The sequence below is a fragment of the Chryseobacterium sp. D764 genome (assembly GCF_019317325.1).
Lineage (GTDB): Bacteria > Bacteroidota > Bacteroidia > Flavobacteriales > Weeksellaceae > Chryseobacterium.
In genome coordinates, this window is sequence record NZ_CP079219.1 from 2670580 (window position 1) to 2694496 (window position 23917).

Genomic DNA, 23917 nt, shown 5'->3' on the forward strand with positions numbered 1-23917 from the left:
ATCATTTTTTGTTATTAATTTACAGGTACATTTAGGTTTTTTTTGTAAAAATATAACAATATCTCCACTTATGCTTTAAATAAAGAAATCCCCGGGAAAGCCCGGGGATTTACTAATATTTAAAAGGTTATCTTTATTTTTTGATGAATTTAGATTTGAATTGCTCAATTCCTTTATCATCTATTGTAATTATATAACCACCTTTAACTAAAGTTGAAACATTCACCTTTCCATCGTTGATATTTCCTCTGTCTACTAATTGTCCAGCAGCACTATAGATTTTATAAGTAGCTTTATCTGAAACTTTAGTAATATTTAGAATATCACTTACCGGGTTTGGATAAATCTGAATACCGTTATTTTTAACAGCTGTTTCAGAAGTAGCAAGATTACTAGTAATTACTACGTTATAGTCTTCAACTTCACCATCGAAAAGTTCTCCACATATATAATCTGTAGGTAATGATAATCCAACGTTACCTCCACCAGTTCCAGCACCTACATAGAATGCTACAACTCTCATTCTTAATGGCTGTCCTTCTACTGCATTACCTGGAATGGTAACCGTTCCGTTAACTACAGTTGATGGCTGGGTTAATGTTACAGGATAATTCAATACTCTTTCTGAATCACTGAAGACACCATCCTTGTTAAAGTCGATAAATGCAGCTACTGTATCATAATCCGCAGCACCAGAGTTCCCAACAGTAACAGAAATAGGATAAGAAGTTCCTTTTACCAAGTTCGCCTGAAGTGCTGTATTTGTTGTATAGTTTGTATATGTACTATTTGCTGAAGTATTATTTACATTTGCAAGTGTCACATTGGCGATATACTCATAAGCTGCACTAGTTGAAGCAGATGCACAGTAAGCAAGTGCAGGAGTGCTGAAGTTTACAGAAGCTGAATATGTACCTACCGAAGTACCACAAACTAATGCAACCTGAATTTCATATGTTGTTCCATCAATTAAATTACTTAAGTTGATTGAAGGAACTGTTGTATCAGCTTCAGTCCATGCTGTTGTACCTACCTTTCTATAACGTACTTTATAAGTTGCTCCAGTATAGGACATCCAAGATGCGCTAGCTGAAGATACCGTAATATTGCTCACTACTACATTCGTTGGAGCAGCACTGCTACATGCAGATAGAGGTGCAATGCTCACAGGTCCTACAGCATAGAAAACATTACCTATTGAAGAAATTCTAACTTTAATAGTCTGTCCATTCAATGAAGAAGGGAAAGTAAAGTTTTCAGTTCCGTCATTAGGTGTTGATGCTGATAGTACAGTCCAGGTTGTTCCATTATCTGTAGTATAGTCAATCTTTACATTAGCTACATTATAAGGAGCAGCATTTGTATTGGCAACAATCCATTGAACCGGAGTTGGTGTATTTACATCAGCATATTGATTAGCTAACCTGAAAGGTCCGTTATCTCCTACAACAATTGTCTGAACTTTAAAAGCTGACTGCTGTTGAGCTACATTAGAGTTATTATCTCTAACAGTTAATGCAAAATTTGTTGTTCTTGCTACAGTTGATACCGCTTCCCAAGTATTGTTTGCGTTATTCAACACTCCATTCATTACAGATGCAAATTTTGGAAAGTATCTTGCTGGGTTTGTACTTGGTGGAGCAGATCTGAATGAAGCTCCAGACATTGTATTTCCTAAATTATATTTATCCACAGAAACTAATGCATCATCAACTTCTTCCCAAGAATAAGTCATTGGATCATTTTCAGGATCTGTAGCACCACCTGCTAAAACAAAAGCAGTCCCCTTAGGTATAGTATATGTTGGCAGATCCGTAATTACCGGTGGATTATTGGTAATTGTAGTTTCTACATCACAAGTTTTTGCAATTAAGTTAGCTTGAATCTGACCGATACTTGCTTTATGGAAATAAGGATCAGAGTTAGGCTGAATATCCGTATCAGGACCAGTAATACCTGCATATCCCATAATGGTAGATCCTGAACCAGGTTCCATATTTACACCACTTCCCTCAAGATTGTGAGAAAAAGTGTGGTTACCTCCTAGCTGATGCCCCATCTCATGTGCAACATAGTCGATATCAAAGCTATCTCCTGATGGAATTCCATTTGCCGGAGAAGTAAATCCTGAACCTTTTCCTTTAGGAACTGAAGTTGTAGGATTGATACATACGCATCCGATACATCCGGCATTTCCTCCACCTCCTGATTTACCGAACAAGTGTCCGATATCATAGTTGGCATTTCCTACATTGGCTGTCAAAGCAGTCTGTAGTTGTCCATTCCATGCACCCCCTGCTCCTGTAGCAGCAGCAGAATATGGATCTGTAGCTGGATCAATATAAATTACAGTCGGAAAATTCTGCAAATTCAAATGCAATGCAAAATCTTTCTCAAAAACTCCGTTTACTCTGGTTAAAGTATTATTAATTGCAACTAGTGCCGGAGCTCTTTTCTGATCATCTGTAGCTGTAGCAGGTACGCCAGCAAGCCCCATAAAGTATTGAGTATACTCACCGGTAACAGACATCGCCAGTCTCATTGTTCTGTATTTCTTATCAGAACTCTTGTTGAAAGTTGTTGCCTGATTTGAGAATGACTGCCCATTTTTCAATAAGGCATCTATTTCCTTTTTAGCAACAGGAGATTCTTCTGTAGAACATAAGAATCCATTTTTATCCTTTTTAGTTTTAGGATGAACGGCATACACTGTTTTATCTGCAGAAGAAGGGTCAATAAACTCATATTTATCACCATGAATAATCATCGACTGAAAATCATTAGGAGCAATACTGAATCTTAAATACTTGGTAGGGTCTTCTACACTTGTTCCAACATAAGATCCTAATTCATACTTGTCTGCCAGTTCTTTTACAACTACTGGAAAACTGTATACATTAAACCTTTCAATCTTCCCGCTCATAGTGGGAAGAGAAATCACTACAGGAGTGGCATTTGTACCCATTTCCTGTGCATTCTTTAGCTGAGATCTCAGTAAGTTCAGGTCTAATTTATAGTACCCGTTTCCTCTTACATTAGATTGATCTACTCTAAATCCTGTACTTCTTTTGTTATCGTCTCCTTTTTTAAGGGAAGTTGGTGTCCATTGACCAAACACGGCGCTCCCTATAAAAGTGAACATTAAAGCAGTAAATACTCTTTTCATAAATTAAAACACAATTATAATTTCCGCCAAATATAACTATTTTATCAATCTTATAAGTAAAATAAGTTAATATTTTTCAACATAATACACTCATCAACGATATCCATTAAAAAAAACACAAACTTTAGAGTAGTCTAAAGTTTGTGTTTTATATATTTTAAATGTCAAGAAATAATATTTCTAAAACTTATATGCAATATTCCATGCAAATCCCATATTGAATTTTGAAGAACTTTTTCCGAAGCCCGGAACGATCATGGGAGAGATATCATCCTGCTTGGAAGTATATACCATATATCTTGGCTGAAGATTCACATCGATGTAGAAATTGGAATTAAATAATTGTACTCTGCCTCCCAACGTACCTTCCAGCCAAAAAGATGACTGTGATGATGAAGGAAAGGCTTCTGAAGAATTGCTTCCCCCAAATCCACGAACAGGAATTGCCATATACTCCTGATTATAAAATGATCCGGCAGCTTTTCCTCCTGCATAAAATCCATTGAATTCATTCTCTGCATCTTTTGCAAGCATATAGAATGCACCCAATTTCACGAAAGGACCGCTTGCCTTCGCATCATAACCATTTTTCTGATACACATTTTTTTCAAAACCTGCCTCTGCAACAGCATGGAGATTTCCTCTGATTTTTGAAGAAATAAATCCCTGATACAATTTTCTGTCAGAAAAAAAACCGGCTCCGGTATTCAGTACATCAAGGCCAACCATAAAATTGGGTTCATATTTCTCCTGAACCTTCTTCTCTGCTTCCTTTTTTTTGTCTTGTGCCCAGTTTATTATTCCCAATAAACTAAAAAGAAAGGTAAAGATTAGTCTTGTCTTCATTCTCTATTTGATTTTGTCCGGCTTCCAGCTTCTGAACAGGATTCGGAGTTACTAATTCTGAACTTAAATTCTCGTAAGATTTTTTGATTCCGCATCCGGGAGAAACATACGTTGACTTCGTACTATAATTAATTCTTACTTTAGATTCTGCTCCATTATAGGTAAGTTTAAAATAAACGTCAGTATAAGGTGAGCTGTCAACCCGTAAAGGAATTAACCGGGAATCAATTTTTGCAAGTTTTCCAAGATCCACTTTTCCTGCTCCATAATCTACTGCGACATAAAGGGTATCCAGGGTCGTCTCTTTTCCAGTAGCCAGTGATCTGAAAGCCACCTTCATTCTGGGAGTTCCTTCTCCGCTTTCACAAATATCATCATCTCCTCCACAGGAAAAAAGCATTCCTAAAAAACAGATCGCTATCAGAAATTTAAAGTACTTCATATTAAGATTTGAAATTCAAATTTAGATAAAATTATTTTTTAATCAGCAACGCAATGTTCTCAACATGGTGTGTTTGTGGGAACATGTCTACCGGCAAAATCTTCACTAAAGTATAATGGTCTTTCATCAAGGCAAGGTCTCTCGCCTGTGTTGCAGAATTACAGCTTACGTAAACTACTTTTTCCGGTGAAAGCTTTAAGATCTGTTCTACGACCTTCTGGTGCATTCCGTCTCTTGGTGGATCTGTAATTAATACATCTGCTTTAGGATGAGTTGCCATAAATTCGTCATTGAAGATATCCTTCATGTCTCCACAATAGAAAGTACAGTTAGTAAGACCGTTCAATGCAGCATGTTCTATAGCAGCATCTATGGCTTCCTGTACAGATTCTATTCCGATTACCTGTTTTGCATTTCTCGCTACATACTGAGCAATTGTTCCTGTCCCTGTATAAAGGTCATATACAACTTCATCTCCTTTCAGATCTGCAAATTCAAGTGTCTTTCTGTACAGTTCCAAAGCCTGTTTGTAGTTGGTCTGGAAGAATGATTTCGGGCCTATCTTAAACTGCAGTCCGTCCATTTCTTCCATAAGGTAACCTTCTCCAAAATATACATTGATATTTAAATCGTAAATGGAATCATTCTGCTTAGGATTGATAGCATATACTAATGTTTTAATCTGCGGGAATTTTTCCAGTAAGAATTCAAAAAGTTTTTCTCTGTTTTCTTTTTCTTCTCTGTAAAGCTGGAAAAGAACCATCCATTCTCCTTTGGAATTTTGTCTCATCATCAAGGTTCTTAAAAAACCTTCCTGGTTTCTTACATCAAAGAAATCCAGACCGTTGTTTACTCCATATTCTTTTACAGCCAGTCTTATTGCATTGGAAGGGTCTTCCTGAAGGAAACATTCTTTTAAATCAAGAATTTTACTCCACATTCCGGGAATATGGAATCCTAACGCATCTTTACTTCCGAAGTTTTCTTCAGAACTGATTTCATATTGAGTAAGCCATCTTGCATTTGAGAAGGAGAATTCCATTTTATTTCTATAAAAATACTGTTCTTCAGCTCCCAGAATTGATACCGTCTCAAAGTCATCAATTCCACCGATTCTTTTAATATTATTATATACTTCTTCCTGTTTAAAATCAAGCTGCTTTTCGTAGCTCATGTTCTGCCATTTGCAGCCTCCACAAGTTCCGAAATGAACACATTTTGGATCTGCTCTGTAAGGTGATTTTTCAATAACTTCAACCGCTTCGCCTTCATAATATTTTGACTTCGCTTTTTTCACTCTTACATTTACAATATCACCTGGAATAGCTCCTGAAACCATTACAGCTTTTCCTTCTTCTGTCCTTCCTATTGCCACTCCTTTTGCTCCGGCAGTCAATAGCTTTATATTTTCAAGAATTAAATCTCTTTTTTTCTTCCTACTCATTCTAAAATTTTCTATTTTCCTAATTGAAACTTTTACGCTTCAGTTTGCAAAAATACAATAAAAAAAACCTTATCCGAAGATAAGGTTTCTATACTGTGTTAAAGTTTATTATTTTGTTGGAGCCGGCTGTGGATTTGCTGGCTGTGGAGCTTGCTGCTGAGCTGCAGAAGGATCAAGTTGTAATTGTGGCTGCATCTGCATTGGTTCTGCTTTTGGAGCTGAAAGACCAGTCTGCTTATCCAGAATAGTTACCAGTTCCTGCTCACCAAGGTTTACAAATGATCTGCTGGCAATTTTACCATCTTTATCGATGATCACAAAGCAAGGTAATTTGAATCCGTATACACCATATTTCTTAGCAATATCAGAGTTCAGACCTCCTTCTCCGTAAACATTCACTCCCTGAATTCCTTTTAAAAGAGAATTGCTTGTTTTAATGAACTGATCTTTTGTGTCATCTACGTTTACAAACACAAAGTTCATTTTTGATTTATAAAAGTTTACTACTTCTTTTAATACAGGTACTGTAGCTTCACTGATGTAAGGATTCCATGAAGCGTAGAAGAATAGCATATAGGGTTTTCCTTTGTTTTCAGAAAGTTTATAAGCTTTTCCATCCTGCTTTGCTACAGCTGCTTCAGGAGCTGCATCTCCGATTTTAAGTCCAGTAATAGCCACCTGCATTTTTAAAAGGTCACTTTTAATGGTAGCATCTTTAATATCTGAATCAATAATCTTTTTGATTTTATCAATATTTGCAGCCGGAGTTGTTGGATGAATATCCGCCTGAGCCATTACAAATGCCAAAAGATAATCTTTTGCAGTCTGAGATAAATCTTTCTTTGTTTTTAAGTACTGAGCAAACATCTCAGAAGTTGTAATTCCTGTTTTTCCTTTGCTGTTTGCTTCTGCATACTTCTGGAAATCCGGAGTCATTTTTACAAGAAGATATTGTCTGTAAAGAGGGATTGTTTTCACCATCGCTTCTTTATCTGTTTCCAACTGAGCTTCGTAATCCTTTAATGCTTTAGTAGCTTTGTAAGATGGGTTTCCAGACATTGGTCCGTGAGACATTTCATAGTTGGCAATCAAATTAAGAATGGTAACTTTCACATCATTTTTCTTCCACTCCAAAAGTGCTTTGCTAGGATTATTTTTCTTTGCAAGATCATCTACATTTTTATTAATATCTGCTTCAATTTTATGCATACCTTTAAGGAATGCCGCTTCATCTCCACCCATTAAGGCAGCTATATTAACTTTAGTACCATATTCAGCTAAGAACTTTTGAGAAGCTGTAAGAAAATCATTATTCTTTTTAGCATCTCCGGTAATCACAAATTCATTTGGGAAAGTAGTTCCGTTTCCTGAAATATTCACTTTTTGTCCTCCTTCAAGATAAATCAGGTTTTGTCTGCCCGCATAGTTGATCACGTACATACCGTCTTTAGGAGCATCAAAGCTTCCTGAAAAGTTTCCGTCTTTATCTAAACCTATATTAATCAAAGGCAGGGTTCCTACTCCTGAAGCTTCTACAAATTCAATTCTTTCTAATGATGAGCTTCCAGTAATTTTTCCTTTTACTTCTACTTTTTTTGAACAAGACATCACAAAAACTGTGATGATAAACAATAAAAGATATTTTTTCATTTCAATTTTTAATATTACACAAAAATACGCTTTTTAGGGCTTGCTAATTCACACTAATTATTTTTTTTAAAAATTTTATTATCACCTTTCAAGAGGGTTATTCCAATTATTTCAATTGTCTCTTTCTGAGTGGCATGCTGTATTTGAAAGTTTAAAAAAAATGTTTCAACTACCCTCCAAATATATACTTATTAAATAAAGAATGACTAAAACCTGCTAATAAGTTAACAAACTTTAACAGGACTTAGCATTTCATAAAAAAATCGCCTCCAAAAATGAAGGCGATTTTTTATGTATTTGAATCAATTCTATCCTTGATCTACAAGAGCAGCCATGTATTCTCTGTTCATTCTTGCGATGTTTTCAAGAGAAATACCTTTAGGACATTCTACTTCACATGCTCCGGTGTTTGAACAGTTACCGAATCCTTCTTCATCCATAGCTTTCACCATGTTCAGAACTCTTCTTTTAGCTTCTACTCTACCTTGAGGAAGTAATGCATACTGAGAAACTTTAGCGCCTACAAATAGCATTGCAGATCCGTTTTTACAAGTCGCTACACAAGCTCCACATCCAATACAAGCAGCTGCATCCATTGCTTTGTCTGCATCTTCTTTTGGAACCGGAATTGCGTTAGCATCCAATGTATTACCGGAAGTATTTACAGAGATGAAACCTCCTGCTGCCATTACTCTGTCGAATGCGCTTCTGTCTACCATCAAATCTTTGATAACAGGGAAAGCAGCACTTCTCCAAGGTTCAATAACGATCGTTTCTCCATCTTTGAACATTCTCATGTGAAGCTGGCAGGTTGTGATTCCTGTATCCGGCCCGTGAGCTCTACCATTGATGTAAAGTGAACACATACCGCAGATTCCTTCACGACAGTCGTGGTCGAAAGCGATAGGTTCTTTTCCCTCGTTAATTAAGTTTTCATTCAGAATATCCAGCATTTCCAAAAATGAAGAGTCTGTAGATACATCTGATATTTTGTAGGTCTCAAACTGACCTTTAGTTTTACTATTTTTTTGTCTCCAAATTTTCAGCGTAAGATGAAGGCCTTTTTTTGCACTCATAATGTTATATTTATAGGTTGGAGATTATTTGTAACTTCTCGCTTTAACTTCGATATTGTCATAGATAAGTTCTTCTTTATGCAGAATTTCTTGTTTGATATCATCACCCTGATATTCCCAAGCTCCTACATATTTGAAGTTTACGTCATCTCTTTCTGCTTCACCTTCCGGAGTAGCATGATCTTCTCTAAAATGCCCACCACAAGATTCATTTCTGTGTAATGCATCAATAGCCATTAATTGTCCAAGTTCAAGGAAGTCTGCTACTCTGAATGCTTTTTCAAGTTCAGTGTTCATTCCTTCACCATCTCCTGGAACTTTTACGTTTTTCCAGAAATCGTTTTTCACTTCTTCAATTTCTCTGATTGCCTCTCTTAACCCTTCAGGAGTTCTTCCCATTCCTACTTTGTTCCACATAATGTTTCCTAATTGCTTATGGAAGTGGTCTACAGAATGAGTTCCTTTATTATTTAAGAAGAAATCTATTTTTTCTTTAATTCCTTTTTCAGCTTCGTCAAACGCTCCTGAATTGGTAGGAATAGTTCCTGTTCTGATATCTGCAGAAAGATAATCTGCAATTGTATAAGGAAGCACGAAATATCCGTCCGCAAGACCCTGCATCAATGCAGAAGCCCCAAGTCTGTTGGCTCCGTGATCTGAGAAGTTAGCTTCACCAATTACGAAACATCCAGGAATTGTAGACTGAAGGTTATAATCAACCCAAACACCTCCCATTGTGTAGTGAACCGCAGGATAAATCTTCATTGGAGTTTTGTAAGGATCATCAGCAGTAATCTTTTCGTACATTACAAATAGGTTACCATATTTTTCTTCAATCCAAGCTTTTCCAAGGTCGTAAATTTGCTGTTCACTAGGATTATGAATATGCTTTTCAATAGCAGCTTCTTTACCTTTTTTGATAATTTCTGTAGAGAAATCTAAGTAAACACCTTCTTTAGTATCATTATTTTCGATTCCGAAACCAGCATCACATCTTTCTTTACCCGCTCTAGACGCAACGTCACGAGGAACCAAGTTACCAAATGCAGGATATCTTCTTTCTAAATAGTAATCTCTATCTTCTTCTTTAATATTTTCAGGTCTTAATTTACCTTCTCTGATGGCTACAGAATCTTCAATTTTCTTAGGAACCCAGATTCTTCCTGAGTTTCTTAATGATTCAGACATCAAAGTCAGTTTAGACTGCTGTGTTCCATGAACAGGAATACAAGTCGGGTGAATCTGTACATAACAAGGGTTTGCGAAGTAAGCTCCTTTTTTGTGGATTTTCCAAGCTGCAGAAACGTTTGATCCCATAGCATTGGTAGAAAGGAAATATACGTTTCCGTATCCTCCTGAAGCAATTACTACAGCGTGAGCAGAATGTCTTTCAATTTCACCTGTCACAAGGTTTCTCGCAATAATTCCTCTTGCTTTTCCGTCAACAATAACTAGATCTAGCATTTCATGACGGTTGTACATTTTAATTCTTCCTTTACCGATCTGACGGCTCATAGAAGAATAAGCACCTAATAATAGCTGCTGTCCTGTTTGTCCTTTTGCATAGAAAGTTCTTTTTACCTGAACCCCACCAAATGAACGGTTATCTAGCTGACCACCGTAATCTCTACCGAAAGGAACCCCTTGGGAAACACACTGGTCAATAATATTTGCAGAAACTTCAGCTAATCTGTAAACGTTGGCCTCTCTTGCTCTATAGTCACCACCTTTGATGGTATCGTAGAATAATCTGTAAGTAGAGTCACCGTCACCCTGGTAATTCTTAGCTGCGTTGATCCCTCCCTGAGCTGCAATAGAGTGTGCTCTTCTTGGTGAATCCTGGTAGCAGAACGCTTTTACGTTGTATCCTTGCTCAGCCAATGTAGCTGCTGCAGAACCTCCTGCCAAACCCGTACCTACAACAATAATATCAATCTTATCTCTGTTGTTTGGTGCAACAAGGTTCATATGGTCTTTATGATTTTTCCACTTGTCTTTAAGAGGACCCGCTGGAATTCTTGAATCTAATTTACTCATATTAGTATATTGATATTATTGAGTTATAAAATGGAAAACTGCTACGATGATGAATCCTGCAGGAATAAGGATTGAATACCATTTCCCGAAAGCTTTGATCACCGGCGTATATTTTGGATGTCTTGCTCCGATAGACTGGAATGAAGACTGGAATCCGTGAGCAAGGTGTAATCCTAATAAAACAAAAGAGATCACATACAAAGCCACTCTCCAAAGATCAGCAAACTTCTCATGAAGTTCCGGCCAGAAACGTTCTGCATCCGGAGTCAATCCTTCTACATACTTGTAATTGATTTCATGCAGCCAGAAATCATATAAGTGAAGCGCTAGGAAAGCTAAAATAACAGCACCCGAAATAATCATATTTCTGGACATCCATGAAGAATTCACAGATGCATTGTTTGCTGCATACTTTACCGGACGCGCTTTATTATTCTTGATCTCAAGCACAAATCCCATAATGAAATGGAAAATTACTGCAAAACCAAGAATAGGCTGCATTAAGAACTGCACAAAAGGATTATAGCCCATGAAGTCTGATGCTGTATTGAATGCATCCTTATTCAGAACTGATAACAAATTGGTCGTCAAATGCAGTATAAGAAAAATCAGCAAAAATAGAGCTGATAATGCCATAGCATATTTTCTACCTATCGTAGAACTCGTTAAACCTGCCATATAAGTTTAAATTTGAATTTCTACAAAATTAAGAAAGTTTAACAATATCGAAAAGTGAGAAATCTCACAAATAGACAGTTTGTAATGTTTCTAAATAAGAATTCCATACATTATAAATGCAGGAAAACACATAAATGATAACCATTATCTCAAATCGTAACTCTCATTCCTGAAAACTACTTTTTGAACTGAATCTGAAAAGGTTTTAAGTTCAAAATGATTTATTCTTCGAGAAGAGCAGTAAGGCTTCACAACAAACTGTAAAACCTTGTCCTTATTTTCCATATCCGAAATCCAGAAACAAGCCTTATCTCCCCTTTTTATTGAAAAAATATTGGTTTTGTTGAATGTATGAATCAACACCTCTTCTCTCTGATTTTCAAACACATTACTTCCCGTTCTTATAATCAGAAATACGACGACAGCCATCATCAGTCTTGAAGAATTTTTAACATTGAATTTTAAGATGACTGATCTTAATAAATAGACAATCATAAACACTGACAGCACCTCCAATCCGTTCATTGGAATGTTTTCAAAGAATAATACATCAACCTCAGCAAACCAATGGATTATTTTCAGCAAAATCTGAATAACAAAATCATATATCCCATTTATAAGTTCAAAGTCAATCCCAAAAGAAATAAGAGCTGTCATTAGGAATGAAAAAACGATGATTATTTCTGAAAAAGGAACAATGACAATATTTGCAACGATTGAAATGAATGAAAACTGATGAAAGTAGTACAGTACCAAAGGAAGTGTTGCCAATTGAGCAGATAAAGATATTGTAATGGTATTAAACAGTAGTTTTTTAAGGTAATTATCTTGTTTTGGAAAATATTTCAAGAGAGGCTGATTCAGCCAAAAAATCCCCAAAACGGCCAAAAAACTGAGCTGGAATCCTACATCGAAAAACTGCTGTGTATCTCCAGTCAAAATAAAAAAAGCGGATAAAGCCAATGAATGAAGCAGGTCTGGTTTCCGCTGAAGCAATACAAAAATAAAATAGACACTCAGCATGATACAGGAACGCAGCACTGAATTTCCAAATCCGATAAAAGCAGCAAACAGCCAAATAAAAACCAGGCTTAGAACGACTGCATATTTTCTGAATTTTAAGGGAATACAACGAATCAGCAAAAAGTAAAACATCCCGAAAATAACCACAATATGAGTTCCGGAAATAGCGAGAAAATGAACCAGTCCGGATTTATTGAAATCCTGTACAGTATCTGCATCAATCTCTGTACGGTCTGCCAGAATGATTCCTTTTAAAAATTCTTTGGTTTTTCCTGAAATTCCGGTTTCATCAATATTTTTGAGAACCATAAATCTATATTGGCGCAACTTATCTGCAGGAGTTAAATCATCACGTTCTGCAGATACAATTTCTTTTGAAAGATAAACCTGATAATTAATATGTTTTCGTCTCAAATATCTGGCATAGTGGAACTGAAAATCATATTGGGGCGTTTTTGGTTGTGTTATATAAGCTTCCGCTTTGTAATAATGAAGAAAATCCAACTCTTTGATATCCTTCGGAACATACACTATTGAGTTAAAAGTTGTGTTTCCTACCTGTGCTGTCCCTTCATATTTTTTATATTTCTCAGTAGTATTTAATTTTTGAGAGATTGTAAAAGTAACTGTTTCTTTTTTCTTTACAAATGAAGAAACATCCGCTGAAAAAGTATTATGAAAATGAAGAATAATCCCTGTTCCAAAGAATAGAAGTCCCAGCAAAAAAGCTTTGATTTTATGTAAGAAATAAGAATGAAAACATATTGCAGCCAAAATAATCAGGCAGATCACAATAACCAAATAAAGTGCAATACCTGTCAATACCATTTTCTCTTGAAAAAAAATTCCAAGGATAAAACATATAACCAGAATAAGAAGAGGCTGCTTTTGCAATTTCAATTAATTATCCTTGTAAAATAGATAATTAATCCATGAAGTATTATCTCTTGAATAACCAAATAAGCACTTCGCAGCATATTAAAGTTATCAACAGAACACTTGATTTTTTGCTATGAAATCAAAGATTGAAAGTGTGTTATTTCTTTTTCAGAAATTTATCCGCCAAACGCTTCGTTTCTTTGATATAAAATAAAGGATCTTTCCCATAATCTTCATATTTGAAATCTCCCACTTTTTTAGGAATAGCAGGTTCTATCTGTGTTCCTTCATGCCATTCATTGAATGATGTGATTCCGATGAAGTCCGGATTTACTTTGATGGCAGCATCAAACATATTTTCGTAATACTTCCCATTGTTTCTGCTTTTGAAGTTGGCTTCATTCCACGGACGGATTCTTGTATCTGAATAACCGGGCCCTACACAAGGGATAAAAATCAGATGGTGGTCTTTAGCATAGCTGGCCATAAAATCCCAGTTAGCAATTGTACTTCCATACACAAATCCTTCGCTGGCAAAATAAGTATAGAAACCATCAAATCCCGATGAATCAAAAAATTTCGTATCGCCTTTTTCAACCCATAATCCAATGTAAAGAGCATCCAGATCTGTATTTCTAACCGTTTTCTCTCCGTCTTTAGATAGCATTTCAGACCATTCTTCTTTAGGAATTTTATAACTGTCGTAAACATAAAACAATGGTTTTCCTTCCTTTTTATAGAAGGCGTGATGACCAGAATATGTTTTTACGAGATAAGAAAGCTGTTCTTTTAATTCCGAAGTATTTTTATAAAACGGCTCAATGTGAAATGCAATTTTTAAATCAAAATGATCGGCAATATCGAGGTATTTGATAAGACTTTTATCCGTGAATGAATCTTTTCCCAGCCAGCTGACAACAACTACTCCCACTCCGGATTCTTTGATCATTTTCATATGTTTTTCAATGATCTTTGCATCATTGGAACTGTAATTTCCAAGTGCTGGATAAAAATTGGCACCAATATCATCTCCACCTTTGTGGTGGCCAAGATTGTTCCACTTCGGATTACTCCAGTGAGGTAAGATCTCATGATTCCAATGTTGGTAACTTGCGTCCGTTTCAGGATTTCCATACCATCCATAATAAAATATCTGAACTTTATCTCTTGAGCTGCTTTGCTGTGCGGCACTTTTCGAGAAAAACAATATAAATACCAATAATAACAAAAAACGGTTACAATAATTCATAGTTAAAAAGTAAATTAAATTCTCAAAAGCTTGGGTAAAACTATACTTTCAATATCACCTCAGCAGCATGATCACTGGCCCCTTTTCCACCCAATTTTTCTCTCAGAAGGCTGTAATCATTCAAAACCTGTGTTCTTTTGTCTCCTTCTATGATTTTATTGAGTTCTTCTACCAGGTTTTTGGTATTCAGATCATTTTGTATCAATTCTTTCACTACTTCTCTGTCCATGATAAGATTAACCAGAGAAATATAATTAATGTTTTTCACTAATCTTTTAGCAATAGCATAGGAAATCTTACTTCCACGGTAACAAACCACTTCAGGAATATTTAACAAGGCTGTTTCTAAGGTAGCTGTTCCGGAAGTAACAAGAGCTGCTTTGGAACATCTTAACAAATCATATGTTTTGTTGGATACAAAATGAACATTATCATCCACATATTTCTGATAAAACTCTTTAGGAAGACTCGGTGCTCCGGCAATTACAAACTGATAGTTTTTAAAATGCGGTCTTACGGAAAGCATTATTTCAAGCATTTTTTCCACTTCCTGTTCTCTGGAACCTGGCAGAAGCGCAATGATTTCTTTTTCGTTCAGTCCGTGCTCCGATTTGAAACTTTCAATACTGATTTCCTGCAGATCCGAAATAGCATCCAGCAAAGGATGGCCTACAAAGTGAGAATGAACTCCATGTTTTCTGTAAAAATCTTCTTCAAAAGGAAGAATCACCATCATTTCATCCACATATTTTTTGATAGTTTCTACCCGTCCTTCTTTCCATGCCCAAAGCTGCGGAGAAATATAATACACGACTTTGATACCAAGTTCTTTGGCAAATCTGGCAATCCTCAGGTTGAACCCGGGATAATCAACCAAAATCAAAACATCAGGTCTGTTCTTCCGAATATCCTCTTTACAGAATTTGATATTATTCAGAATGGTTCTGAGATTCATCACCACTTCCAGAAACCCCATAAAAGCAAGGTCACGGTAATGTTTTACCAGTGTTCCGCCCTGAGCTTTCATCAGATCACCACCCCAAAACCTAAACTCCGCATTCGGATCCTTTTGTTTTAAGGCTTTCATCAAGTTGCTTCCGTGCAAATCACCTGAAGCTTCTCCTGCAATAATATAATACTTCATTTCTATAGTAAGGATAGAGAACAAATTAAAATAGATATGATCTTAATTCGTAAATTTGTTCAAAGATAATGATAAAAAATGTCAGAAGAATTTGAAATCCGGAATAAAATTGCCGAAAGCGGCCTTATCAATTTTGACCTTGCCACTTTACTTCCAAAGGGAGAAAGAAAAGGTATTGACCTTAAAGATTTTCTTTTTCAGGAAATGATCCTCAAAGAAAAAGATTTTCGTGAAAAGGTAGAGGCTATAGATACTGAACTATACAAAGACTCATACATATACATTTACAATTCTGTAGATACGATTATCCCGCTTTGGGCTTATTTTGTATTGACCGCAAAACTTACTGATGTTGCCAAAAAAATAGTCTTCGGAAGCCGGGAGGATCTTGATGTTATTTTAATGCACAATGCTATCCAGACGCATGATTTTGAAGAAATGAGAGGCAAAAGAGTTCTGGTAAAAGGCTGTTCAGATAAAGATATTCCTGAAAATGCATATATAGAACTGGTTGAACAGTTAAAACCCATTGTAAAATCCCTGATGTTTGGAGAAGCCTGTTCTAATGTTCCTATCATAAAGAACTAATATGAACAAATATTTATCAGCTGTATTTTTGTTTATTATTTTTCTTGGTATCTACTATTTCGGAAGTTTTTCAAAAATTCCTTTTGCCGATTGTGTAGGATTTGTGTTGAGTGCAGAAAAAGGGATATGGGAAACAACTGCTTCAGCAACCAGTCACTTTTTATATATCAATACTGTTATCTTTATTAAAAATCTGGCGGGTATTAATGCTATTGAAGCAAGCCGGTTTTTGGTTGTTTCTTCAGGAGCAGCCACAGTTTCCGTTATTTATCTCACTGTAAAAAGTATTTCAAAAACAGAATGGGCATCGCTTACAGCCGCCTTTATTTTCGGTTTCAGTTTCTCATTTTGGAGAAATGCAGAGATAGTAGAAGTATATACTTACAATTCCCTGTGGGTAAGCCTTTTTTTCTTTTCAATGATAAAAAGTGTTATTGAAAAGAAAAGAATTTACATCCTGTTAAGCAGTCTGTTTTTAGGGATCAGCTTATGGGTTCATATTCAAAATATACTGCTGATACCTTCTTTATTAGTCTTCTTATTTTATTTCAGAAACGAAAAGAAATATGCAGTGGCCTCACTATTCATTTTTGCAGCATTGTTTAGCTCTTTATTTATTCTGAATATTTCCCAGGGACTCCCCTTCAAATCACCATATAGCTCTGATCAGGGAACATGGGTAGAAGATTCTTTAAAAAAAAGTACAATTCAGTATGTGAAAGATTTTTTCCAATCTTTGGCATATCTTATTTATAATTTCAATGTATTCACATATTTCGGAGTCGCAGGTATTCTGTTGTTATACAAGACTAATCGAAAAATGTTTTTTGTTTTTACTGCCGGTGCAGTATGTGTATATGGATTTTCTACGTTTTATGCGGTATCCGATAATTACGTATTCTTTTTACCCTTCAATATTATTTTTGCGTTATCAGTAGGATATGGTCTTTCTTCCGCAAAGTATGCCCGTTTAAGAAAATTCTCCTGGGTATGCCTGTTGATTCCGATGGGATACCTTCTCTTCTATAAAGCAGCATTTTTAACGGAGAAAGGAAAAGAATTTCATGCATATAAGGAGTACAAAGGCGGTCTGGATTATTATGTTCTTCCATGGATGAATAACAATGCAGGTATTCTGGAGTTCACCATTGATAAAAAACAGGCACCCGAACCTATTGAATGGATGACAATAAGTGCTGTAGAATACATTAAAGTACTAAAAGGCAAAGGCTATACAGAAGAACAGATCAGAAAACTTTAACAATAATTATGAAAGGCGGTCATTTTATGAGGCATATTTTTTGATAACTTTGATTTACTTAATACTAACAAACACAAAAAATGAGTTTAATTGACCTACTTACAGGGAACACAGGCAACCAGGTTGCTGAACAGGCCGAAAACAAATTCGGAATCGGCAAAAATCAGGTAATCGCCCTATTAGCAGTAGCTACACCTCTTATTATTTCTTATCTTAGAAATAAATCTCAGGATGCTAAAGAAGCAGAGGCTTTAAATAATGCTTTAGATAAAGACCACAATGGAAGTATCTTAGATGACGCTTCTCAGATTGAAGCAAGACAGGCTGAAGGCGGATCTATTCTTGATCATATCTTTGGAGGGCAAAAAAGCACTGTTGAAAACCAACTGTCACAAAACACAGGAATTTCAATTGACAAAATAGGTCCTATCCTGGCGATGCTGGCACCTGTTGTAATGGGATACATTGGGCAGCAGAAACAACAGAGTAATGTAGGTGCAGGTGGTCTTGGAGATCTTTTGGGAGGAATTCTTGGGAATGCTTCCAACCAGGCTCAGGCTCAGCAGTCTAATCCTTTAAATGACATTCTTGGAAGTGTTTTAGGAGGAGGTACACAATCTCAATCATCAGGAAATCCATTGAATGATATACTTGGAAGTGTATTGGGTGGTGGAAATCAACAACAAGGCGGTGGCGGCTTAGGCAACATCCTTGGTAATATTCTTGGAGGTAAATAATTAATTTAATTTTCATAAAAAAGACCGGAGAGATGATCTTCGGTCTTTTTTATTTTGATTATTTTTTAGATTTTTCTTCAGAAGCAGCAAAAGACTTTGAAGCTTTTTTAGGTCTTCTTTTACCATAACTTCCGGAATTTATTTTTCCTCTTCTTGATTTTTTGTCTCCTTTTCCCATAGTATTATGTATTTGTTGTATTACGAATTTAAAAAATGTAAGCTTAAAATCCAATTAATGAAGCTGTTAAAGTTTTATAAATTAAGGAGGGAAGTATGAGGAAGAAGGCTGGAAGTTACTTTTAGGCTACTATCTTCTATTCTTTGTTATTGAATCATTTATCACCTTCATCTTACTGATAAGGGCAATTTAAGGTATTTTAGACTTTTGAGCATTTCCTACATCCAGCTTCCAGCACCCAGCCTTTTAAATTAAACCTTAATCGTTTTCCATTTTCCTTTTTTGAATAAGATAAACGCAACTATTGTAATCAGGGTTTCTGCGGCAGGAATTGAAATAAAGACTCCTTTTGGACCCATTTCAAGATATTTTGACAGAAAATACGCCAGAGGAATCTGAAACAGCCAGAATCCAAAAAGATTAACCCAGGTAGGTGTCCAGGTATCGCCGGCTCCATTGAATGCATTGATCATTACCATCCCGATTCCGTAGAAAATAAATCCTGTACTCATAATCTGAAGAGCATTTTTAGCAAAATCTTTAATAGCCGTTTCCTGAGTGAAAAAACCAACTAAAAAATTGCCCATAAAAATAAATATCAGACTTACAATCAACATAAAGATGACATTATATTTTACAGTTTTCATTACTGATTGTTCTGCTCTCAGCATTTCGTTTGCTCCCATATTCTGCCCTACCAGCGTAGACGCCGCATTGCTCAGTCCCCAGGCCGGAAGCATAAAGAACATCATCAGTCTTAAAGCCGTCTGATAGCCTGCCGATGCATTTTCGCCCCCTGTAGTCGCTACCAATTCTGCGAGGAAAATCCAGCTGCATGAAGCGATAACAAACTGAAAGATTCCAGGAGTTGCGATCTTTACAATGGATTTGATTAATTCATAATTCGGTTTAAAATAAGGAATCTTTATGCGGATTTGGGTATCCGCTACTAAAAGATGATACAACTGGTAAATTACTCCGATACTTCGTCCTATTGTAGTTGCCAAAGCTGCCCCTGTCAATCCCAAAGCGGGAACGGGTCCTAAACCTTTTATCAGTATAGGGCACAGAATAATATTGGCAATATTCGCGATCCACAAGCTTTTCATAGCAATCATCGCATTTCCTGCACCTCTGAAAATACCATTAATTAAAAATAACAGCATAATGATTGTACTGCTGCTCATCATAATTCTGGTAAAATCCTTTCCATAGGCTGCCGCTTCCGGCTTTGAGCCCATTAAAATCAGGATTTCCTCAGCATAAATCACTCCCAGTAAACTTAAAACGAAAGTAATAGCAAATGACACCAGTAATACCTGTGCAGCACTTCTGGAAGCCTGCTCCGGATTTTTCTCCCCGATTCGTCTTGCCACTAAAGCTGTTGCCGCCATACTCATACCGATCGCAATAGAATACATCACAGAAAGTACAGATTCGGTAAGTCCTACAGTTTGAATAGCAAAACCACTTTCTTTCAGGTGTCCGACAAAATATAGGTCAACCAGCGCGAATACAGATTCCATAGCCATTTCCAGCATCATTGGGATCGCTAAAAGCAATACAGCACTTCTGATATTCACCTTCGTAAAGTCTGTTTCTTCGCCACTGAATGCTTTTTTCAAAAATTCAACATATTTTGTCATGATTTCTTTTAGTTTACTTAGCAAAAGTATTCATTCAAAAGCAATTAAAAGTTGGCATATGAAAAGTTTTTAATAACTATTGACCGCCGATTACTCCTGAAAAAAAAGTCAAATCAAAGACTTTAAAATAAAATTAACAACAAATATTTATCGTATTACGATAAATATTTATACATTTACAACAATTAAAAATAATAACTGCATGAAATTAATTGGTGAAAAATCTGTCTCCACAGTTTTAAATAAAATTCTGCTGGCTGTCTCAATAGCTCAGCTGCTGTATTTAGGTTACTTAATTTTTGGATTCATTATGGTATATCTCAATATACATCAAGACACACAGTATTTCTCAGATACTTTTAAAACCGGGGATTTCAACAATGAAGTCCCAAAAACAGCTGCTGACTCATTAACCTTTGAATTCAACATACCATTAACCGGTTCTGTAATCAGAGGAAACTATACCCTGTATACCTTTATTTCAATTATATTTTTCATTGGGTTTTACAGTCTGTTTACTTTTTATCTGTTCAGAATTTTCAAAGGAATGAGCAAAGAGATTATTTTTAATATAAAAGTAATCCGAGACCTCAGACTATTTTCTATCCTCAATATAATTTTCGTCCCGGTTTATTGTGCCGTTTTATATTTCATGGATAAATCTGTATACAGTATAGATCCGATGTTTATATTACTTCACCTCACCTTAGGAATAATGATCCTTTTCATTATGGAGTTTTTTAAAAAGGGGTATGAATTACAAACTGAAAATGACTTAACAATATAATTATGCCGATCATTATCAATATTGATGTAATGCTTGCAAAAAGAAAAATGCAATCCCAGGAATTGGCTGAAAAAATAGGGATTACACAGGCCAATCTATCCATTTTAAAAAACGGAAAAGCCAAAGCTTTAAAAATTTCAACGTTAGAAGCCATCTGTACAGCACTGGATTGCCAGCCTGGTGATATATTAGAATTTAAACCTTAAAATCAATAATATGAAACTCAGTTTAACCTTAAGAACAATCATTTTGACATTGGTTGTATTTTCAACATTTACAAGTGCTCAAGAACTGACTAATGAACACAAACAAATGTTGAAGTATGACAATACCGCTTATTTTAATACTCTGATCAATAAAAATAACATCAATACCTGTTATCAAATTGAAAACAACACCTATACTTTATTAGGCTTAGCCATTAAAATGAATAGTAAAGAGATATTCCAAAAACTGATTGATGAAAAAGCAGATTTGGACAAAGTATGTGACGGAAAGACCCCCTTGATGTTTGCCGCAAAATATGGAAATACAGAATTTACAAAGAAACTCCTGGCCAATGGAGCAAAAAAAGAGATTAAAACATCAGCAGGCTACACAGCTCTGGATTATGCCCGAAAATATGAGAAACCAGAAATCATTAAGCTTTTAGAGTAATTTTTAACTCATGATATTTAAAACAGCAGTTTTGCAATTCTATAATTAATACGAGAATAATCTGATTAATAGAACGATAATTATTATCAAAACTTAGCAATTGGTAATAAAATTTAATTTAGATTTGTATATTCTTAAAAAAGTATCCTTATGAAAAAAATAATCTCTACTACCTTTCTATTTGGAATGTTACTATCTGGAAGTATGTTTTCTGCTCAGAAGATGACTCAGGAAAAGATGAAAGCGATCTATTCTGATGATGTGGCAACATTTAAAAAACAGTTTGCCCCGGGAGATTACAACAAATGCTTCCTTGTTGGAAATATAGCTTATTCACCCCTTGGATTCAGTGTAATGTCTGATAGAAAGAATATTATACATTTCCTTTTGGACAACAAGGCCAATGTTAATAAAAAATGTCAGAACAAAACACCTCTTGAAGTAGCTGATGATACAAAGGGTACTGAAGAAATAAAGAAAATTCTGACAGAAAAAGGCGGTAATAGAAATTAAAAAACCTGAAAACAATATACGAAACTTCCGAAAGGAAGTTTTTTTTATTTATAAAACCTGCAAAAATCTTATCTTTGCCAACGAAAAATTCAAGGTTCGGAATTGAACCTTAAACATTGAACTTTAAACAAATAATTATGTTTCGATCACACACCAACGGAGAGCTATCTCTGAAAAATCTGAATGAAGAAGTTACACTATCAGGATGGGTACAGACTATCCGTGATAAAGGATTTATGATTTGGGTAGATCTTCGAGATCGTTACGGAATTACCCAGCTGGTTTTTGACCAGGAGCGTTCTTCTGCACAACTGATGGAAGAAGCTAAAAAACTGGGCCGTGAATTTGTGATTCAGGCTACCGGAAGAGTTATTGAAAGAGTAAGCAAAAATCCTAATATTCCAACAGGGGAAATTGAAATCCTTGTAGAAAAACTGACTATTCTGAATGAATCTCAGTTGCCTCCTTTCACTATTGAAGATGAAACAGATGGTGGCGAGGAATTAAGAATGAAATACAGATATCTGGATATCAGAAGAAATCCGGTAAAAGATAAACTGATCTTCCGTCACAAAATGGCACAGAAAGTAAGAAATTACTTATCTGATGAAGGTTTCATTGAAGTGGAAACACCTGTTCTGATCAAGTCTACTCCGGAAGGAGCAAGAGACTTTGTTGTACCAAGCAGAATGAACCCGGGACAGTTTTATGCATTGCCACAGTCTCCACAAACTTTCAAACAGCTATTGATGGTAGGTGGAATGGATAAATACTTCCAGATTGTGAAATGTTTCCGTGATGAGGATTTAAGAGCCGACAGACAGCCGGAGTTTACACAGATCGACTGTGAGATGGCATTCGTAGATCAGGAAGATGTAATGAATGTATTCGAAGGAATGACTAAAACTCTTATTAAAGATATCACAGGCCAGGAATTCGGAGATTTCCCAAGAATGACTTTCGCAGATGCGATGAGAAAGTACGGAAATGACAAACCGGATATCCGTTTCGGAATGGAGTTCGTAGAACTGAATGAACTGGTAAAAGGAAAAGACTTTAAAATATTTGATGATGCAGAATTGGTTGTTGGAATCAATGTAGAAGGATGTGCAGAATATACAAGAAAACAGATTGACGAGCTTGTTGATTGGGTAAAACGCCCTCAGGTTGGAGCTTCAGGAATGGTTTGGGCTAAATTCCAGAATGATGGAGTGAAAACCTCATCAGTAAACAAATTCTACAACGAAGAAGATTTAGCAAAAATCATCGAAAAATTCGGAGCTAAAGAAGGAGACTTAATGTTGATTCTTTCCGGAAACGAAAATAAAGTAAGAGCTCAGCTTTCTGCTTTAAGAATGGAGCTTGGAAACCGTTTGGGACTAAGAAAAGGAAACGTATTTGCACCACTTTGGGTAGTTGACTTCCCTCTATTGGAATTTGATGAGGAAACCGGCCGTTACCACGCAATGCACCATCCGTTTACATCTCCAAAACCTGAAGATATTCATTTATTGGAAACAGATCCTGGAAAAGCAAGAGCTAACGCATATGATATGGTTCTTAACGGAAACGAAATCGGAGGTGGATCTATCAGAATTTTTGATAAAGACCTTCAGTCTAAAATGTTTGATTTGTTAGGATTCACCAGAGAAGAAGCTGAAGCACAGTTTGGATTCCTGATGAATGCCTTCAAATACGGAGCACCGCCACATGGAGGTTTAGCATTTGGATTTGACCGTTTGGTAGCGATTCTTGATGGAAACGAAGTGATCAGAGATTATATTGCATTCCCTAAAAATAACTCAGGACGAGATGTAATGATTGATGCTCCGGCTTCTATTGCTGATACACAGCTCGACGAATTAGAATTACAATTGAATTTAAAAGCATAAATGTAAAGCGGGGTATTTGCCCCG

General features: G+C 35.9%; 21 protein-coding genes. 8 read left to right on the forward strand and 13 right to left on the reverse strand.

Annotated features, from left to right (window positions below; genetic code table 11):
• Nucleotides 1-133: 133 nt before the first annotated feature.
• From KYG33_RS12095 to lpxB, 11 genes are all read right to left on the reverse strand, one after another.
• Complete coding sequence (locus KYG33_RS12095; RefSeq protein WP_180564668.1) at nucleotides 134-3166, reverse strand: reprolysin-like metallopeptidase; 3033 nt, start codon at nucleotides 3164-3166, stop codon at nucleotides 134-136.
• 180 nt (nucleotides 3167-3346) lie between these two features.
• Nucleotides 3347-4012, reverse strand: a complete 666-nt coding sequence (locus tag KYG33_RS12100) for a DUF6048 family protein (protein WP_180564669.1) — start codon at nucleotides 4010-4012, stop codon at nucleotides 3347-3349.
• Nucleotides 3978-4454 (reverse strand): DUF6452 family protein, encoded by a 477-nt coding sequence (locus KYG33_RS12105; RefSeq protein ID WP_077418871.1) that lies wholly within the window; start codon nucleotides 4452-4454, stop codon nucleotides 3978-3980. Before KYG33_RS12105 ends, KYG33_RS12100 begins: the two co-directional genes overlap by 35 nt.
• 31 nt (nucleotides 4455-4485) lie before the next feature.
• Nucleotides 4486-5898 (reverse strand): 23S rRNA (uracil(1939)-C(5))-methyltransferase RlmD, encoded by a 1413-nt coding sequence (gene rlmD, locus KYG33_RS12110; protein WP_077418870.1) that lies wholly within the window; start codon nucleotides 5896-5898, stop codon nucleotides 4486-4488.
• Nucleotides 5899-6006: 108 nt separating this feature from the next.
• On the reverse strand, nucleotides 6007-7548 hold the full coding sequence (locus KYG33_RS12115; RefSeq protein ID WP_077418869.1) for a TlpA family protein disulfide reductase: 1542 nt from the start codon (nucleotides 7546-7548) through the stop codon (nucleotides 6007-6009).
• Between the two features lie 308 nt (nucleotides 7549-7856).
• Nucleotides 7857-8624 carry a succinate dehydrogenase/fumarate reductase iron-sulfur subunit gene (locus tag KYG33_RS12120; RefSeq protein WP_062675785.1) on the reverse strand — a complete coding sequence of 256 codons (768 nt, stop codon included), beginning with the start codon at nucleotides 8622-8624 and terminating at the stop codon, nucleotides 7857-7859.
• A 24-nt stretch (nucleotides 8625-8648) separates the two neighbouring features.
• Entirely contained in the window at nucleotides 8649-10661 is a 2013-nt protein-coding gene (locus tag KYG33_RS12125) for a fumarate reductase/succinate dehydrogenase flavoprotein subunit (RefSeq protein WP_180564670.1), read from the reverse strand.
• Between the two features lie 15 nt (nucleotides 10662-10676).
• Nucleotides 10677-11339, reverse strand: coding sequence for a succinate dehydrogenase cytochrome b subunit (locus KYG33_RS12130; protein ID WP_047386045.1), 663 nt, complete (start codon nucleotides 11337-11339; stop codon nucleotides 10677-10679).
• Between the two features lie 144 nt (nucleotides 11340-11483).
• Complete coding sequence (locus KYG33_RS12135; RefSeq protein ID WP_077418867.1) at nucleotides 11484-13262, reverse strand: ComEC/Rec2 family competence protein; 1779 nt, start codon at nucleotides 13260-13262, stop codon at nucleotides 11484-11486.
• 136 nt (nucleotides 13263-13398) lie between these two features.
• Entirely contained in the window at nucleotides 13399-14490 is a 1092-nt protein-coding gene (locus KYG33_RS12140; RefSeq protein ID WP_219071816.1) for a glycoside hydrolase family 99 protein, read from the reverse strand.
• 40 nt (nucleotides 14491-14530) lie between these two features.
• Entirely contained in the window at nucleotides 14531-15634 is a 1104-nt protein-coding gene (gene lpxB / locus KYG33_RS12145) for a lipid-A-disaccharide synthase (RefSeq protein WP_077418865.1), read from the reverse strand.
• Nucleotides 15635-15712: 78 nt separating this feature from the next.
• Between lpxB and KYG33_RS12150 the strand changes: the two genes are divergently transcribed.
• From KYG33_RS12150 to KYG33_RS12160, 3 genes are all read left to right on the forward strand, one after another.
• Nucleotides 15713-16222, forward strand: a complete 510-nt coding sequence (locus KYG33_RS12150; RefSeq protein ID WP_077418864.1) for a DUF2480 family protein — start codon at nucleotides 15713-15715, stop codon at nucleotides 16220-16222.
• A gap of 1 nt (nucleotide 16223) precedes the next feature.
• Nucleotides 16224-17483: a protein O-mannosyl-transferase family gene (locus KYG33_RS12155; protein ID WP_219071817.1), complete on the forward strand. Its 1260-nt coding sequence runs from the start codon at nucleotides 16224-16226 to the stop codon at nucleotides 17481-17483.
• Between the two features lie 80 nt (nucleotides 17484-17563).
• Nucleotides 17564-18220, forward strand: coding sequence for a DUF937 domain-containing protein (locus KYG33_RS12160; protein WP_077418862.1), 657 nt, complete (start codon nucleotides 17564-17566; stop codon nucleotides 18218-18220).
• Nucleotides 18221-18278: 58 nt separating this feature from the next.
• Here the strand turns inward: KYG33_RS12160 and KYG33_RS12165 are convergent, their stop codons facing one another.
• Together KYG33_RS12165 and KYG33_RS12170 are read right to left on the reverse strand one after the other, a co-directional pair.
• On the reverse strand, nucleotides 18279-18398 hold the full coding sequence (locus KYG33_RS12165) for a 30S ribosomal protein THX (protein WP_065119703.1): 120 nt from the start codon (nucleotides 18396-18398) through the stop codon (nucleotides 18279-18281).
• A gap of 251 nt (nucleotides 18399-18649) precedes the next feature.
• The gene (locus KYG33_RS12170) at nucleotides 18650-20044 is read right to left on the reverse strand and encodes an MATE family efflux transporter (protein WP_077418861.1); all 1395 of its coding nucleotides are present in this window, start codon (nucleotides 20042-20044) and stop codon (nucleotides 18650-18652) included.
• A gap of 202 nt (nucleotides 20045-20246) precedes the next feature.
• Between KYG33_RS12170 and KYG33_RS12175 the strand changes: the two genes are divergently transcribed.
• The 5 genes from KYG33_RS12175 to aspS all read left to right on the forward strand — a co-directional run bounded on the left by KYG33_RS12175 (nucleotide 20247) and on the right by aspS (nucleotide 23893).
• Nucleotides 20247-20831 (forward strand): DUF2975 domain-containing protein, encoded by a 585-nt coding sequence (locus tag KYG33_RS12175; RefSeq protein ID WP_077418860.1) that lies wholly within the window; start codon nucleotides 20247-20249, stop codon nucleotides 20829-20831.
• A gap of 2 nt (nucleotides 20832-20833) precedes the next feature.
• Complete coding sequence (locus KYG33_RS12180) at nucleotides 20834-21037, forward strand: helix-turn-helix domain-containing protein (RefSeq protein ID WP_077418859.1); 204 nt, start codon at nucleotides 20834-20836, stop codon at nucleotides 21035-21037.
• A 10-nt stretch (nucleotides 21038-21047) separates the two neighbouring features.
• Nucleotides 21048-21488 carry an ankyrin repeat domain-containing protein gene (locus KYG33_RS12185; protein WP_077418858.1) on the forward strand — a complete coding sequence of 147 codons (441 nt, stop codon included), beginning with the start codon at nucleotides 21048-21050 and terminating at the stop codon, nucleotides 21486-21488.
• Nucleotides 21489-21638: 150 nt separating this feature from the next.
• Nucleotides 21639-22001 (forward strand): hypothetical protein, encoded by a 363-nt coding sequence (locus KYG33_RS12190; RefSeq protein WP_139348588.1) that lies wholly within the window; start codon nucleotides 21639-21641, stop codon nucleotides 21999-22001.
• Nucleotides 22002-22138: 137 nt separating this feature from the next.
• Complete coding sequence (gene aspS, locus KYG33_RS12195) at nucleotides 22139-23893, forward strand: aspartate--tRNA ligase (RefSeq protein WP_180564675.1); 1755 nt, start codon at nucleotides 22139-22141, stop codon at nucleotides 23891-23893.
• Nucleotides 23894-23917 lie beyond the last annotated feature (24 nt).